At 71.9% G+C, this 14,361-nt stretch carries 15 protein-coding genes; 4 read left to right on the plus strand and 11 right to left on the minus strand.

The features are described 5' to 3' along the window. Positions 1–69: 69 nt before the first annotated feature. The 6 genes from cbiE to AB0E62_RS13975 form a co-directional block, all read right to left on the minus strand. Complete coding sequence (gene cbiE, locus AB0E62_RS13950) at positions 70–1,317, minus strand: precorrin-6y C5,15-methyltransferase (decarboxylating) subunit CbiE (RefSeq protein ID WP_362192069.1); 1,248 nt, start codon at positions 1,315–1,317, stop codon at positions 70–72. A gap of 91 nt (positions 1,318–1,408) precedes the next feature. Then, positions 1,409–2,047, minus strand: a complete 639-nt coding sequence (locus AB0E62_RS13955) for a GNAT family N-acetyltransferase (protein WP_362192071.1) — start codon at positions 2,045–2,047, stop codon at positions 1,409–1,411. Positions 2,048–2,218: 171 nt separating this feature from the next. Beyond that, on the minus strand, positions 2,219–3,046 hold the full coding sequence (locus AB0E62_RS13960; RefSeq protein ID WP_362192073.1) for a MetQ/NlpA family ABC transporter substrate-binding protein: 828 nt from the start codon (positions 3,044–3,046) through the stop codon (positions 2,219–2,221). Positions 3,047–3,068: 22 nt separating this feature from the next. Further along, on the minus strand, positions 3,069–3,899 hold the full coding sequence (locus tag AB0E62_RS13965; RefSeq protein WP_362192075.1) for a MetQ/NlpA family ABC transporter substrate-binding protein: 831 nt from the start codon (positions 3,897–3,899) through the stop codon (positions 3,069–3,071). A gap of 92 nt (positions 3,900–3,991) precedes the next feature. Next, on the minus strand, positions 3,992–4,729 hold the full coding sequence (locus AB0E62_RS13970) for a methionine ABC transporter permease (RefSeq protein ID WP_362192077.1): 738 nt from the start codon (positions 4,727–4,729) through the stop codon (positions 3,992–3,994). Next, a complete protein-coding gene (locus AB0E62_RS13975; RefSeq protein WP_362192079.1) occupies positions 4,726–5,760 on the minus strand; it encodes an ATP-binding cassette domain-containing protein in 1,035 nt (344 codons plus the stop codon). Before AB0E62_RS13975 ends, AB0E62_RS13970 begins: the two co-directional genes overlap by 4 nt. Positions 5,761–6,339: 579 nt before the next feature. Between AB0E62_RS13975 and AB0E62_RS13980 the strand changes: the two genes are divergently transcribed. Continuing rightward, positions 6,340–6,699 carry a hypothetical protein gene (locus AB0E62_RS13980; protein WP_359044840.1) on the plus strand — a complete coding sequence of 120 codons (360 nt, stop codon included), beginning with the start codon at positions 6,340–6,342 and terminating at the stop codon, positions 6,697–6,699. A gap of 1 nt (position 6,700) precedes the next feature. Then, entirely contained in the window at positions 6,701–7,120 is a 420-nt protein-coding gene (locus tag AB0E62_RS13985; protein WP_362192081.1) for a hypothetical protein, read from the plus strand. 46 nt (positions 7,121–7,166) lie between these two features. On the opposite strand, the gene AB0E62_RS13990 is transcribed toward AB0E62_RS13985, so the two are convergent. From AB0E62_RS13990 to AB0E62_RS14000, 3 genes are all read right to left on the minus strand, one after another. Then, positions 7,167–7,664 (minus strand): GNAT family N-acetyltransferase, encoded by a 498-nt coding sequence (locus AB0E62_RS13990; protein ID WP_362192255.1) that lies wholly within the window; start codon positions 7,662–7,664, stop codon positions 7,167–7,169. Between the two features lie 45 nt (positions 7,665–7,709). Next, positions 7,710–8,216: a sigma-70 family RNA polymerase sigma factor gene (locus AB0E62_RS13995; protein ID WP_362192083.1), complete on the minus strand. Its 507-nt coding sequence runs from the start codon at positions 8,214–8,216 to the stop codon at positions 7,710–7,712. Positions 8,217–8,308: 92 nt separating this feature from the next. After that, entirely contained in the window at positions 8,309–9,484 is a 1,176-nt protein-coding gene (locus AB0E62_RS14000; RefSeq protein WP_362192085.1) for a glycerophosphodiester phosphodiesterase, read from the minus strand. Between the two features lie 327 nt (positions 9,485–9,811). Here AB0E62_RS14000 and AB0E62_RS14005 point away from each other — a divergent pair, with 327 nt between their 5' ends. Then, the gene (locus AB0E62_RS14005; RefSeq protein ID WP_362192087.1) at positions 9,812–10,501 is read left to right on the plus strand and encodes a lysophospholipid acyltransferase family protein; all 690 of its coding nucleotides are present in this window, start codon (positions 9,812–9,814) and stop codon (positions 10,499–10,501) included. Positions 10,502–10,623: 122 nt separating this feature from the next. Continuing rightward, complete coding sequence (locus tag AB0E62_RS14010) at positions 10,624–12,231, plus strand: multicopper oxidase family protein (RefSeq protein WP_362192089.1); 1,608 nt, start codon at positions 10,624–10,626, stop codon at positions 12,229–12,231. A gap of 13 nt (positions 12,232–12,244) precedes the next feature. On the opposite strand, the gene AB0E62_RS14015 is transcribed toward AB0E62_RS14010, so the two are convergent. Continuing rightward, entirely contained in the window at positions 12,245–13,771 is a 1,527-nt protein-coding gene (locus tag AB0E62_RS14015) for an MFS transporter (RefSeq protein WP_362192091.1), read from the minus strand. Beyond that, positions 13,768–14,319, minus strand: a complete 552-nt coding sequence (locus tag AB0E62_RS14020; protein WP_362192093.1) for a helix-turn-helix domain-containing protein — start codon at positions 14,317–14,319, stop codon at positions 13,768–13,770. The genes AB0E62_RS14015 and AB0E62_RS14020 overlap by 4 nt, the downstream gene beginning before the upstream one ends. Between the last annotated feature and the right edge of the window lie 42 nt (positions 14,320–14,361).

A 14,361-nucleotide genomic window follows, 5' to 3' on the forward strand; every position in this document is an offset into this window, starting at 1 on the left:
GAACGAAGTCCGGGCCACCGGTGCGGTACAACGATCGGCCAGCCTACCGCGCGCGGTATGACAACCGGATCACGGGGCGTGCTCGGGCAGGACCCCGCTGAGCAGGAACGCGACGTTCCGCTCGGTCTCGGTCCAGGCCCGGGTGTCGAGTTCGACGGACTGGACCAGGGCGCACTGGACCCGGTATCCGTGCTCGGTCAGGTCGCGGCCGACGCGTTCGGCGGCGTCCCGGGTGGCGGCGTGGGTGACGATGCGCCGCGGGCGCCGGTCGGCGACCGCGGTGACGACGGCCGGTCCCCCGCCGCCGACCCGTACGACGTCCGGCTCGGGCAGGTTCTCCAGGACGTGCGGGGCGCTGCCGTGGACCACCTGGAGCTGGACCCCGAAGCGGCGGGCGGCCCCCTCGGTGCGGGCGCAGGCGGCCGGGTCGTGGTCGACGGCGATGACGGCGGCGCCGGATCGGGCGGCCTCGGCGGCGAACGCGCCGGCGCCGCAGCCGATGTCCCACACGAGGTCGCCGACCCGGGGCCCGAGGCGGGCGAGTTGGGCGGCGCGCAGCAGTTCCCGCTCCCCTTCGCCGAGCCCGCCGGCCGGACCGCTGCCCGCGGCCGCGCCCGGTCCGTCCGCGTAACTCGCGTCGGGCTGTACCCAGCCGCGCGGGCCCGTGCCCGGGTCGCGGCCGGCGATCCAGCCGCCGCCCTCCCCGGCGCCGGCCGGTCCGCCGATGACGATGACCACGTTGGGGTCGCGCCAGGTGTGGTCGGCGGCCTTGTCGGAGGTGACGACGCTGACCTGTTCGCGTCCGGTGCCCAGTTCCTCGCAGATGACGAAGGTGCGGTGCACGCCCTCCAGCAGCAGCCCGAGTTCGGCGGGGCCGGCGCCCGGCGCGGTGAGGACGGCGACCTTGGTGTGGGCGCGGCAGACGTTCACGGCGCGGCGCAGGGTGCGCGGGTGGGCGACGACGACCTGGGCGTCGTCCCAGGGCATGCCGGCCCGGGCGAAGGCGGTGGCGACGGAGGAGACGGCGGGGACGACCTCGACCTCCAGGCCGAACTCGGGCGCGCGCAGGGTGCGTACCACGCCGAAGAAGCCGGGGTCGCCGTCGGCGAGGACGACGGCGGTGCCGCGGTGGGCGGCGATGCGGCGGGCGGCCAGCGGGAGGCTGCCGAGGCGGATGCGTTCGGCGCTGGGCGGCACCTCGGGCAGCGCCAGGTGGTGGGCGGCTCCGGCCACGAGGGTGGCGGCGCCGAGGGCGCTCCGTGCCGCGGCGGTCAGCGGCGAGCCGTCCCAGCCGATCACCGTGACCCGGTCGGCCATCGTCGTCAGTCTCCAGTGGTTCTGCGCGGGTCTTCGGGGAGGGAGCCCGGTGCACGGGCTCCGTGAGCGTACCTGGTGACGCTCGGAGGACTCAGTTCCAGTCCGAGTACGAGGTGAAACCACTCGTGTCGGCGAGCTGCTCGCCGACCCCGGCGAGGTCCTCGGGCAGCAGGCTCCAGACGATGACGTCGGTGCGTACCCGGGCCCAGGTGCCGTCCTCGGTCCTGGCGCGGGCTATCCAGGCGTTGCGCAGGACGCCCTCGCTGATGCAGCCGATCTTCTGCGCCACCTGCTGGGAGGCGGTGTTGTCGGCGGGGGTGCGCAGTTCGAGCCGTTCGAAGTCCTGGTCGTGGAAGAACCACTGGGCGATGGCGAGGGCGGCTTCGGAGGCGTAGCCCTCGCCGCGGGCCCAGGGGGCGATGACGTAGGCGAGTTCGCTGGAGCGGACGCGCCAGTCCGTGTGCTTCAGGTGGACGACGCCGACGAGCCGCTGGGTGAGGAACTCGGTGACGGCGAGGACGATGCCGCTGCCCCCGGTGCGCTCCCCGGGGGCGAGCCGGGTGATCCACTGGCGGGCGTCGGCCTCGGTGTAGGGGTGGGGGACGGTGGTCCAGGCGATGACCTGTTCGTCATTCATCATCTCGGCCAGGGCGGGCACGTCGTCCTCGTCCAGGGGACGCAGCACCAACCGCTCCGTGCTGATGGAGATGTTGGGGAAGGTGCTCGTCATGCGCCGCTCCGTAACCTTCGGAAGATTCCTCGGAAGACCGTCCGGGCCGTCAGGTCCGCTGAACTGCCCAGCATGCAGCATGAAACCACCGGAGCGCACGACGGGGTCCGCTCCTCGTGAGGGAGCGGACCCCGTGCGTCGCCGGACCCGGTGGACCCGGTGTGCGTGCCGTCAGCCGCCGGTCGCGGGCAGGACGGAGCCGTGGTACTTGTCCTGGAGGAACGCGCGGACCTCGGGTGAGACGAGCAGCGCGGCGAGCTTCTTCACCCGTGGGTCGTCCTCGTGGCCGCGTTTGACGGCGAGGAGGTTGGCGTAGGGGTTGTTCTTCGCCGACTCCAGCAGGATCGCGTCCTCGGTGGGGCTCAGGCCCGCGTCCTGGGCGTAGTTGTTGTTGACGACCGCGGCGTCCACGTCGTCGAGCGAGCGGGGCAGCTGGGCGGCTTCCAGCTCCTTGAACCTGAGGTGCCGGGGGTTGTCGGTGACGTCCCTCGGGGAGGCGTCGGTGCCGGCGCCCGCCTTGAGCTCGATGACGCCGCCGGCGGCGAGCAGCTTCAGGGCGCGGCCCTCGTTGGTGACGTCGTTGGGGACGGCGACGGTGGCGCCGTCGGGGAGCTGCTTGACGTCCTTGATCCGGTGCGAGTAGACGCCCATGGGCGGCAGGTACGGCTTGACGACCGGGACCAGGTCGGTGCCCTTGGACTTGTTGAAGTCGTCCAGGAAGGGCTGGTTCTGGTAGAGGTTGGCGTCCAGCTCGCCCTCCTGGAGGGCGGTGTTGGGCAGGACGTAGTCGGTGAACTCCTTGATCTCCAGCTTCAGTCCGGCCTTGGCGGCGAGGTGGTCCCTGATGTAGGTGAGCACCTCGCCGGCCGGGACGGCGGTGGCGCCGACGACGAGGGTGCCGTCCTTGCCACCGCCCTTGCCGGAGTCCGTGCCGGAGCCGCAGGCGGTGAGGCCGAGGCCGAGGGCCAGGGCCGCCACCGCGGCGACGGACGCGCGCATGGCTTCAGTCCCCCCTCAGGGCTCAGAACGACGGGATGACCGAGCCCTGGTACTTGTCCTCGATGAACTTCTTGACCTCGGGCGAGGTGAGGAGCTTGGCCAGCTTGGTCACCCGCGGGTCCTTCTCGTCGCCCTTCTTCACGGCGAGGAAGTTGCCGTAGGGGTTGTCCTTGGGGGACTCCAGGACGAGGGCGTCCTTGGCGGGCTTCAGGCCGGCGGAGATGGCGTAGTTGCCGTTGACCACGGCCGCGTCGACGTCGTCCAGGGAGCGCGGGGTCTGGGCCGCCTCGACCTCCTTGAACGTGAGGTTCTTGGGGTTCTTGGTGATGTCCCGCGGGGTGGCCTCGTTGCCGACGCCGTCCTTGAGGGTGATCAGTCCGTTGCCGGCGAGCAGCTTCAGGGCGCGGGCCTCGTTGACGGCGTCGTTGGGGACGGCGATCGTCGCACCGCTCTTGAGGGCGTCGGCCTTCTTGACCTTGTGGGAGTACAGGCCGAGCGGTTCCAGGTGAACCGTGACGACGGGCACGATGTGGGTGCCGCGCTTCTTGTTGAAGTCGTCGAGGTACGGCTGGTTCTGGAAGTAGTTGGCGTCCACCGAGCCGTCCTCGGTCGCCGTGTTCGGCGTGATGTAGTCGGTGAACTCCTTGACCTCCAGGTCGAGGCCCGCCTTCTTCGCCAGCTTGTCCTTGACGAAGTTGAGGATCTCGGCGTGCGGGGTCGGGCTCGCGGCGACGACCAGCGGGCCGCTGGTGCCGGAGGAGCCGGAGTCCTTGTCGGAGCCGCAGGCGGTCAGCCCGAGGGTGAGGGCCGAAGCGGCGAGGACGGCGGTGGTGAGCTTGGCGGTGTTACGCACGAAAAGTGCCTTTCCTTAAGGGTGGTGCGACCCCGGGTACGACTGGCCGGGGAGCCTGAGGGTGCCTTGCGCGACCGTGCTGGTCCGGGTCCTTACGCGACCTTGCTGATCTCGGCCGCCGCGGGCTCCTTGGCCTTCAGCAGGCGGAGCTTGGGTGCGGGGCCGGAGCGGGCGCCGCGGCGGTGCAGGGAGCGGGCGGCGAAGTCGCCGGCGAACTGGATGAGGGAGATGACGACGGCGAGGATCGCGACGGTGATCCACATCAGTTCGGTCTCGAAGCGCTGGTAGCCGTAGCGGACGGCGAGGTCGCCGAGGCCGCCGCCGCCGACCGTGCCGGCCATCGCGGAGTAGCCGATGAGGGCGATGACCGTGGTGGTGGTGGAGGCGATCAGCGAGGGCAGGGCCTCGGGGACGAGGACCTTGCGGACGATAGTCCAGGTGTTGCCGCCCATGGACTGCACGGCCTCGACGAGGCCCTGGTCCACTTCGCGCACGGCCGTCTCGACCAGGCGGGCGAAGAACGGGATGCCGCCGATGGCGAGCGGCACGATGGCCGCGGTGGTGCCGATGGTGGTGCCGGTGACCCAGCGGGTGAAGCTCATCAGCGCGACCATCAGGATGATGAACGGCATGGACCGGCCGACGTTCACGATCTGGCCGATCACCTTGTTGGCGATCACGTTCTGCAGCAGGCCGCCCCGGTCCGTCAGCACCAGGAGGATGCCGAGCGGCAGGCCGGCGACGACGGCTATCACGGTGGACCAGAGCACCATGGTGAACGTCTGGCTACACGCGTCCGACAGCAGCGGCTGCATCTCCGACCAGGTCACTTGGCACCTTCCTTCACCAGCGGGGCGTCCTGGCCCACGACGTCGATCTGCAGTCCCTGTTCGCGCAGGAAGCCGATCGGGACCACATTCTCCTCGTAGCGGCCGGGCAGTTCGATGCGCATCCGGCCGACCTGGAGGCCGCCGACGGTGTCGATGGCGGCGCCGAGGATCGAGATGTCGATGTTGTAGGTGCGGGCGAGCTGGGAGACGACCGGCTGGGTGGCGCTCTCGCCGTGGAAGGTGACGTCGAGGACGGTCCGGTCGGCGCCGGTGGCCTCGCCGCCCACCGGGAACAGCGCGGCGGCCAGCGTGGAGCCCGGGGTGGCGAGCAGTTCGCTGACGGTGCCGGACTCCACGATCCGGCCGCGCTCCATGAGGGCGGCGGAGTCGCAGATCGACTTCACGACGTCCATCTCGTGGGTGATGAGCAGGACGGTCAGGCCCAGCTGCCGGTTCAGGTCGCGCAGCAGCTGGAGGATGGAGCGGGTGGTCTCCGGGTCCAGGGCGCTGGTGGCCTCGTCGGAGAGCAGCACCTTGGGGTCGCCGGCCAGGGCGCGGGCGATGCCGACGCGCTGCTTCTGGCCGCCGGAGAGCTGGGCGGGGTAGGCCTTGGCCTTGTCGGCGAGGCCGACGAGGTCCAGGAGCTCCAGGGCCTTGCGGGAGCGCTCCTTGCCGGACGTGCCGAGGATCTCCAGCGGCAGTTCGACGTTGTCCTGCACGGTCCGCGTGGACAGCAGGTTGAAGTGCTGGAAGACCATGCCGATCCGGCTGCGGGCGCGGCGCAGTTCCCGGCCGGCGCGCGGACCGCGGCCGGCCAGGGCGGTGAGGTCCTGCCCGGCGACGGTCACGGTGCCGGAGGTGGGGCGCTCCAGCAGGTTGACGCAGCGGATGAGGGAGGACTTGCCGGCGCCGGACTGGCCGATGACGCCGTAGACCTCGCCTTCGCGGACGTGCAGATCGACGCCGTCGAGGGCGGTGACCTCACGGCCGCGGGAGCGGTAGACCTTGGTCAGGCCCGAGGTGGTGATCACGTGGGTTTCCGTCACTGTCGAGTGCGCGGGCGTGGGTGTTGCCCGGGCACGGGTGCATGCGGGTGCGGCATGGAGGGTGTTCGTGCGGCTCGTACGGCCTACGGCGCACGGACATGCCACGGTCTCGCTTCGGGGCGCGAGGCTCAGCTGATGCGGGGGCCCTCTAGAAGGCGCACATTCGACACATCAGGCAACACATACAACGAGCACCGGGCGTCGTGGTCGCCTCGGTCGCAAGGGTGCGGCAGCTCGTCGTGGTCATGCGGTCAGTAAACCAGACAGGCGGTCCTGAACCGTCGCCGCTGTCCGGATGGTGGACACCGGCGGACAGTCCGGGCCCGGCTCCCGGCCGCGGCGGGCTGCCGCCGCGCCCCGGCCGGTGACCAGTGCGGACAAGGCCGGCGGGTCGCCGGCCGCCGGACCGGCGTCCGGTTGTGCGGCCGGCGGGTTGTGGCCAACGCCACGGCGGCCGGGCGGAGAGGATACCCGGCGCCGGGGGTGCGGCGGAGCCGGGTGAGGCCGGTGGCGTTCGGCGGGGGCGGCGGCTCCGGAACGTTCCGGCCGTAATAAGGTCGCGGCATGCTCAACGCCCTGATGCTGGTGACCGGGGTCGCCGCGCTCCTGCTCGCCGCCTGGTGCGGCTGGGCCGCCTACCGGGACCAGCCGACGAAGGACTGGCACTTCATCGGCATGGCCGTGGTGTCGGTGCTGGCCCTGGTGCAGCTGGTGGCTGGGATCGTGCAGCTGACGCGGGGCGAGAAGCCGGAGCAGGGCACGACGATCTTCGTGGCGTATCTGCTGGGCTCGTTCGCGTGCGTGCCGGCCGCGGGGTTCATGTCGCTGGCCGAGCGGACCCGCTGGGGCTCGGTGACGGTCGCCGCGGCCGGGGTGGTGCTGGCCGTCCTCGAAGTACGGCTCTACGACATCTGGGGAGGCTGAGATGACGGCGGTTCAGGAGAAGCCGGCCCGGCTGATCAGCGGGCCGGGCATGCTGCTGGTCTGGTTCTACGGCGTGATGGTGGTCGGCGCGCTGTCGCGCTCGGCGTACCAGATCGCCACGGAGTTCGACCGGGCGCCGCTGGCGTACGCGCTGTCGGCCGTGGCGGGTGTGGTGTACGCGTTCATCACGTACACGCTGGTGCGCGGCGGGGAGACGGCGCGCAGGGCGGCGCTGGTGTGCTGCGCCGCCGAACTGGCGGGGGTGCTGATCGTCGGCACGTGGACGCTGGTGGAGCCGTCGGCGTTCCCGGACGCGACCGTGTGGTCCGAGTACGGGATGGGTTATGTGTTCATTCCCGTGCTGCTGCCCCTGTCCGCGATGTACTGGCTGCGGAAGGCGGCCCTTCGCAGGGGCGCCTGAGGAACGCCGGCGGCCCGCGCCCCTTCCGGGGTGCTCCTGCTCACGCTCACGCCGTGGCGACGAAGGCGCCCGCTTCCTTCTCCAGGATGACCAGCTCCACGCCGTCGTCGCCCTTGGCCCGGCCCACCGCCTGGTAGCCCACCTTGCGGTACAGGCGGAGGTTGCCCTCGCTGCGGTGGCCGGTGTGCAGGCGGAAGCGGGTGGCGCCGTGCCGCTCGGCGAGTGCGGCCTCGGCCGCGCGCAGCAGCCGGGCGCCGATGCCGTGGCCCTGGAGGCGGGGGTGGACGCAGAGCTTGGCGATGGCCGCCGCGCCGTCCTCGGTCACCTTGCCGCGCACCGAGCCGACGACCTCCTCGCCGAGGCGGGCGACGAAGACGCAGTCGGTGGCGACCTCCTGCCGGACGGAGTCCAGGGTCTGCACGAGCGGGTCGATGCGGTAGTTGCCGTACAACGCGGCCTCGCTCTGGAAGCACAGGTACTGGAGCCTGAAGATCTGCTCCGCGTCCTGCCCGGCCGCCGCCGAGATGGTCACGCTCATGCCCATGTGCGCACGCCTCCCGCTCACCTGATCACCTGTCGTCCCCCACTCCTATCCCCGCGCTCCGCACGTCGCAACCTCCGGTGTGAGCAATCTCCGCAGACAACCGAGACATCTGGAACGTTCCGGTCCCAGACTGCCCTGTGAGATACCCAACTCCCCCGCGATTTCCCGGTAGGTGAGGTCCTCGGGCGAGAGCAGCGCCTCCATCAGCCGCGGGCAGCGTCCGGGCAGGCGGCGGACGGCCTGCCGCAGGGCGCGGTACCGGGCGGCGGTCAGCGCGTGCTGTTCGGGCCCGGGGCCGAGGACGTCGGGGGGTTCCCCGTCGTACGGCTCCTCCCGCCAGGTGGCGTGCCGGCAGCGGCGGGCCTCGGCGCGGACGGCCTCGCGCAGCCAGCCGGGCGGGTCCGGCGGGGGCCCGTCGGTCCGCAGCCGCTCCAGCAGCCGGAGCCACACGGCCTGCTCCAGATCGCCCGGCTCGCTTCCGGAGGCATATGCCTCGGCGGCGGCCTCGGCGGACAGCAGCGGGCGCAGGGCGGCGACCAGGTCGTGCGTCATGTGCGGAACGACGAGCCGCCCCGGCGGCGGGTTGCCGGGGCGGCGCACACTCACCCCGAACGGGGTGCCGGCCGGTGCGGTGGTTGACGGCGTCAGCCGGCGAGGAAGTCGGCGCGGGCGAGCAGGCCGGTGTCGGGGTTGTCGGTGAAGACGCCGTCGATGCCGGTCGCGAAGTACTTTCTGAAGGCGCCGAGGACGTCGCCGTAGCCGTCGGCGGCGCTGCCCCTGCGGTACTCGGCGGGCAGGAAGGGATTCTCGTTGCGCAGGGTGTAGGGGTGCACGACCAGGCCCACCCGGTGCGCGTCGGAGACGAGCGCGGTGGGCTCCGCCAGGGTGCCGTCCGTCTTCTTCGGTATGACCAGGTCGACGGTGGGCCCGATGCCCTGGGCGTAGCCGGCGATCTCCCGCAGCCCCTTGGGGGTGACGAGGTCGGCGACCGTGCGCGGGTCGTTCGCCGCCACGAAGTCGTAGGGCCGGCTGTTCGCCGAGGAGAGCAGGACGACCAGGGGGTTGTCGACCAGCCGGTTCAGCCGCTGGATGCTCGTCGGTTCGAAGGACTGCAGGATGACCGGGGAGTGGCGGCCGTCCTTGCCGTACTTGCGCAGCAGTTTCGCCACCCGCTCCTCCAGGCCGAGGCCCAGCTCGCGGAAGTAGGTGGGGTGCTTGGTCTCCGGGTAGATCCAGACCTGCCGGCCGCGCCTGCGGGTCTGCTCGTCCTGCCACTTCAGGACCTCTTCGAAGGTGGGGATCTCCCAGCGGCCGTCGTAGAGGGTGTTGTGCGGCCGGTTGGCGGGGACGCGCTCGACGGCGCGCAGCGTCTTCAGTTCGGCGAGGGTGAAGTCCTCGGTGAACCAGCCGGTCGTGGGGACGCCGTCGAGCACCTTGGTGGTCCTGCGGCCGGCGAACTCCGGGTGGGCGGCGACGTCCGTGGTGCCGCCGATCTCCGGCTCGTGCCGGCAGACCAGATGGCCGTCCTTGGTGGGCACCAGGTCGCCGGCCTCGACCACGTCGGCGCCCAGGTCCAGCGCCAGGTCGTAGGAGCCGAAGGTGTGCTCGGGCCGGTAGCCGCTGGCTCCCCGGTGGCCGATGACCGTGGGCACCGGCAGGCCCTTCAGCCCGCGGCCGGGGCGCCCGGCCGTGCGGGTCCCGTCGGCCCGGGCGGCGCCGGGCAGTCCGAGGACCGCTCCGCCCGCTCCCAGTACGGCGGCGCCGAGCAGTGCCCGCCGTCCCGTGTCCCGCGTCTGCCCGTTGTCCTGGTCGCCGCCCATGAGCGCCCTCCTGCCGTTCGCTTCTCCGGTGCGCGCCGATCGTAGGGGCGCACACATGACCGAAGGGAGGCTCTCGTTCGAACACCGGGGTGCCGTCGGGTGTCCGGCGGGCGGCGGAGGGTGACGGGGCGTCGGCGGGCGGGGCCGGCGGCCGGCGCGATGTGCGTCACATGCGCACAAGGCTGTTACACGTCGTCCTGACCGCGCCACCGCAGGTAAACGCGTGTCAACAGTTCGTAAGACCTCGGCGAAGCGGGCGTTCCCGATGTGCGCGCGGACGTGCGCCGCGAGTAATGTCCTCACCTGCACAGACTCATATCGCCCCCCTTGACATCGGAGGACCCGTTGTCCCGCTTCGCGCTCATCAAGGCAGTGCTCGGACCGATCATGCGCCTGATGTTCCGCCCCCAGGTGGAGGGCGCGGAGCACATTCCGGGGGACGGCCCGGTGATTCTGGCCGGTAATCACCTCACCTTCATCGACTCGATCGTGCTGCCGGTGGTCACCAAGCGGCAGGTGCACTTCATCGGCAAGGACGAGTACGTCACCGGAAAGGGCGTCAAGGGACGGCTGATGGCCTGGTTCTTCACCGGCGTCGGCATGATCCCGGTGGACCGGGACGGGGCGAACGGCGGCGTGGCCGCGCTGATGACCGGGCGCCGCGTCCTGGAGGAGGGTCGGATCTTCGGGATCTACCCGGAGGGCACCCGCTCGCCCGACGGCCGGCTGTACCGGGGCCGTACCGGCATCGCCCGGCTGACGCTGATGACCGGCGCGCCGGTGGTGCCGTTCGCGATGATCGGCACCGACAAGCTCCAGCCGGGCGGCAAGGGCTTCCCGCGGCCGGGCCGGGTCACCGTGCGGTTCGGCGAGGCCATGGAGTTCTCGCGCTACGACGGCATGGACCGTGACCGGTACGTCCTGCGGGCGGTGACGGACTCGGTGATGACCGAGGTGATGCGGCTGTCCGGGCAGGAGTACGTGGACATGTACGCCACGAAGGCGAAGGCCGCCTGAGACCCCGGGCGAGGGGCGCGGCGCCCTCGCCCGTCCGCCTGCCGGTGGAATCTGTCCCCGACACATCGGGCATTCGGCCGCATTACCGGGCTATATGACCACCCAACATGTCTTATTTAGACATGTTCACACCTTCTCGGCGTACCCTGCTCCGCACCCCCCTCGCCGCCGCCGGCGCGGGATTCCTGGCAGCCTGCACCAGCTCCGGTCCGGGGTCCGGCTCCGGACCCGAACACCCCGGCGGCGGGGAGAGGTTCGTCCCGGCCGGGCCCCGAGGGTACGTCAACCCCTCGGACCCGGAGGTCCTGGCCGCCGAGCGCAGACGCGGGGCCGGCCGCGAACGCGTCCTGCGGTTCACGGCGGCGGAGTCCGAGCTGGACATCGGCGGGCGCTCCGTCCGGACCTGGTCGTACAACGAGGAGGTGCCGGGCCCGCTGGTGCGGATCACCGCCGGTGACGTGCTCGACCTGACGCTGGCCAACCGGCTGCCCGCGACCACCACCCTGCACTCCCACGGGGTGCGGCTGCGCTGCGACATGGACGGCGTCCCCGACCTGACCCAGCGCGCCATCCACCCCGGGACGGACTTCCGCTACCGCTTCACCGCCGCTCACCCGGGGACCTATCTGCTGCACTCCCACGTCGGGATGCAGCCCGACCGGGCCCTGTACGCGCCGCTCGTCGTGGAGGATCCCAAGGAGCCCCTCTCCTACGACAAGGAGTGGGTCGTGGTCCTGGACGACTGGCTCGACGGCGTGGAGGGTTCCACCCCCGACAACGTCCTGGAACAGCTCAAGCCGGGCGGCGCCATGGACATGGGCGGCATGGACATGGGCTCGGGGCACACCGGGAAGGCGCATCCGGCGCCGTCCAAGAAGTCCACCGGCCCGAACCGGGTGCTGCACAACTCGCGCAGCCGCATGCTCCACGGGGAGGGCGGCAGCGTCGCCTACCCGTGCTACCTGGTCAACGGACGGCTGCCCGCCCACCCGTCGGTGTTCCGCTGCCGCCCCGGCGAACGGGTGCGGCTGCGCATCATCAACGCCGGCTCCGAGACCGCCTTCCGGGTGGCGCTGGGCGACCACAAGATGACCGTCACCCACACCGACGGCTACCCGGTGCGGCACAAGGAGACCGACGCGCTCCTCGTCGGGATGGCCGAGCGGTACGACGTGCTGATCACCGCCCGGGACGGCATGTTCCCGCTGGTCGCGCTCCCCGAGGGCAAGAAGGGCAGGGCCCTCGCGGTCCTGCACACCGGCAAGACGCGCAAGTCCCTGCCCCCGGGGGACGTCCACCCGCACGAGCTCGACGGCAACACCGTCCCGGCGCGCCGGCTGCTGCCCCACGAGTCCGTGGCCCTGGACGACCGGGACCCCGACCGCGAGGTCCGCATCCGGATCACCGGGACGATGGCGAAGTTCGACTGGGGGTTCGACCACAAGACCTACACCCCGCAGCAACGCCACCCGGTCCGCGCCGGGGAGCGGGTGCGGCTCACCCTCATCAACGCCACCGACATGTGGCACCCCATGCATCTGCACGGGCACACCTTCGCGGTGACCGGGCTCGACTCCGTCGGCGCGCGCAAGGACACCGCGCTGGTGCTGCCGCACCGGAAGCTGGTGCTCGACTTCGACGCGGACAATCCCGGGCTGTGGATGCTGCACTGCCACAACCAGTACCACTCGGAGAGCGGGATGATGACGGTCCTCGGCTACAAGAAGTGAGCCGAGGACCCGCTCAGCTCGGGTCGCTCTCCAGTTTCTGGCCCTTCAGCAGGAACCAGGCCACCGCCGAGGCCGCCAGCAGGACCGCCGCGCCCGCCGCCGAGGCGAGGTGCAGACCGTGGACGAAGGACGCGCGGGCCGCGTCGAGCAGTGCCCCGGCCTGCTGCGGGGGCAGGTGCGCGGCGGCCTGCACCGCCGCGCCCAGCGACTCGTGGGCCCCGGCCGGGGTGCCGGCCGGGCCCGTGAAGTCGCGGTAGACGCCGGTCACGATGGAGCCGAGCAGGGCGATGCCGAGGGCCGCGCCGAGTTCGTACGCCGTCTCGGAGACCGCCGAGGCCGCGCCCGCCTGGTCCTTGGGGACGCTGGAGAGGATGACGTCGGCGGTCACCGTGAAGGAGAAGCCCGCGCCGACGCCGACCACCAGCAGGGCGGCGCCGAGCAGCGGGTAGCCGGCGGACCGGTCCAGCGTGGTCAGGACCGCCAGGGCGACACCGACCGCGGCCAGACCGCCCGCGACCACCGCGCGCACCGAGAAGCGCCGGGCGGCCCGGCCCGCGACCAGACCGGCCGTCACCGCGCCCACGGCGGCGGGCAGTTCGGCCAGTCCCGCCTCGAACGGGTGCCGGTCCTGCACGAGCTGCAGGAACTGGGAGAGGAAGAACACCAGCCCGGACATGCCGAGGACGGTCAGCAGGTCGGCGAGGACCGCCCCGCTGAAGCCGCGCCGCCGGAACAGGCGCATGTCCAGCAGCGGCACCGGCATGGTCAGCTGACGGCGGACGAAGCCGTACAGCGCCGCCGCGCCCAGCAGAGCGGCGCCGAGGGCCGGCCAGGAGAAGCCGTGCGCCGCCGCCTCCTTGACCGCGTAGACGAGGCCGATCATGCCGACCAGCGACAGCAGCACGCTGGTCAGGTCCCACGGGCCCGGGCGGGGGTTGCGGGACTCGGGCAGGGTACGGATGCCGACCAGCACCAGGACGGCCATCACCGGCAGGTTGATCAGGAAGACCGAGCCCCACCAGAAGTGCTCCAGGAGGAAGCCGCCGGCGATCGGGCCGACGGCCATGCCGGCGGAGGCGGTGGCGCCCCAGATGCCGACGGCCAGGCTGCGCTCGCGCGGGTCGTGGAAGATGTTGCGGATCAGGGCCAGGGTGGCCGGCATCAGGGTCGCGCCCGCGACGCCGAGCAGCGCCCGGGCCAGGATCATCAGCTCGGACGAGGTCGCGTAGGCGTTCAGCACGGACAGCGCGCCGAACGCGGTGGCGCCGACGAGCAGGATCCGCTTGCGGCCGATGCGGTCGCCGAGGCTGCCCATGGAGACCAGCAGACCGGCGATGACGAAGGAGTAGACGTCGCCGATCCACAGCAACTGGGTGCCGGAGGGGTGGAGGTCTTCGCTGATGTAGGGGGTCGCCAGGCCGAGGACGGTGGCGTCGACGGCCACCAGCAGCACGGCCAGGACGAGGACGGACAGCGCCAGCCAGCGGCCCGGGCGCTTCACCGCCTCGGTCGCGTCGGCCGGCCGCAGGGTGCTGGTCATGGTTCCTCTCTCCGCAGAGCGCCGCCGAGCAGCAGCTCGGCGATCATGGTCGGGAAGTCCCGGGCGGCCACGCGGCCGTCCAGGGTGGCCCAGGCGCACGAGGCGATCAGCCCGTACAGCGCCTCGGTGAGCCAGACCGGGCTGAGGTCGATCCGGAACTCGCCGGCGCGCTGACCGCGCTGGAACAGGGCGCCGATCCGGGCGTCCAGGCGCTGCCAGCCCTCGTTCAGGCCCTCGCCCTCCCACAGCTGGTTCTCGCCGTAGAGGAACGAGAGCAGTCCGGCGGCCGGCTGGATCTCGCGGACCAGCCGGCGGACGGCCTCGGCCGCGGGGCCTTCTTCCGGCCGGGCGCGCTCCAGGGCGCCCTCGCACTCGGCGATGCCGAGCTGTTCCAGCGCCCGCACGAGCGCGTCGCGGCCGGCGAAGTGGCGGTGCAGCGTGGCCCGGCTGATCCCGGCGGCCTTGGCGACCTCGTCCATGGTCGCGGTGGATTTGCGGGTCAGCAGGGCGGCTGCGCTGCGCAGCACGTGGTCACGGTCCAGGGCCATGCGACAAGAGTAGCCCACATGAGACGTCAGTGTCTCATTCTG

The organism is Streptomyces sp. NPDC038707, from assembly GCF_040636485.1.
Lineage (GTDB): Bacteria > Actinomycetota > Actinomycetes > Streptomycetales > Streptomycetaceae > Streptomyces.

What these genes read in the sequence shown, in the direction of transcription:
- cbiE (WP_362192069.1), bottom strand. Translation starts at nt 1,317, where the DNA reads ATGGCCGACCGGGTCACGGTGATCGGCTGGGACGGCTCGCCGCTGACC.
- AB0E62_RS13955 (WP_362192071.1), bottom strand. Translation starts at nt 2,047, where the DNA reads ATGACGAGCACCTTCCCCAACATCTCCATCAGCACGGAGCGGTTGGTG.
- AB0E62_RS13960 (WP_362192073.1), bottom strand. Translation starts at nt 3,046, where the DNA reads ATGCGCGCGTCCGTCGCCGCGGTGGCGGCCCTGGCCCTCGGCCTCGGC.
- AB0E62_RS13980 (WP_359044840.1), top strand. Translation starts at nt 6,340, where the DNA reads ATGCTCAACGCCCTGATGCTGGTGACCGGGGTCGCCGCGCTCCTGCTC.
- AB0E62_RS13985 (WP_362192081.1), top strand. Translation starts at nt 6,701, where the DNA reads ATGACGGCGGTTCAGGAGAAGCCGGCCCGGCTGATCAGCGGGCCGGGC.
- AB0E62_RS13990 (WP_362192255.1), bottom strand. Translation starts at nt 7,664, where the DNA reads ATGGGCATGAGCGTGACCATCTCGGCGGCGGCCGGGCAGGACGCGGAG.
- AB0E62_RS13995 (WP_362192083.1), bottom strand. Translation starts at nt 8,216, where the DNA reads ATGACGCACGACCTGGTCGCCGCCCTGCGCCCGCTGCTGTCCGCCGAG.
- AB0E62_RS14000 (WP_362192085.1), bottom strand. Translation starts at nt 9,484, where the DNA reads ATGGGCGGCGACCAGGACAACGGGCAGACGCGGGACACGGGACGGCGG.
- AB0E62_RS14010 (WP_362192089.1), top strand. Translation starts at nt 10,624, where the DNA reads ATGTTCACACCTTCTCGGCGTACCCTGCTCCGCACCCCCCTCGCCGCC.
- AB0E62_RS14015 (WP_362192091.1), bottom strand. Translation starts at nt 13,771, where the DNA reads ATGACCAGCACCCTGCGGCCGGCCGACGCGACCGAGGCGGTGAAGCGC.
- AB0E62_RS14020 (WP_362192093.1), bottom strand. Translation starts at nt 14,319, where the DNA reads ATGGCCCTGGACCGTGACCACGTGCTGCGCAGCGCAGCCGCCCTGCTG.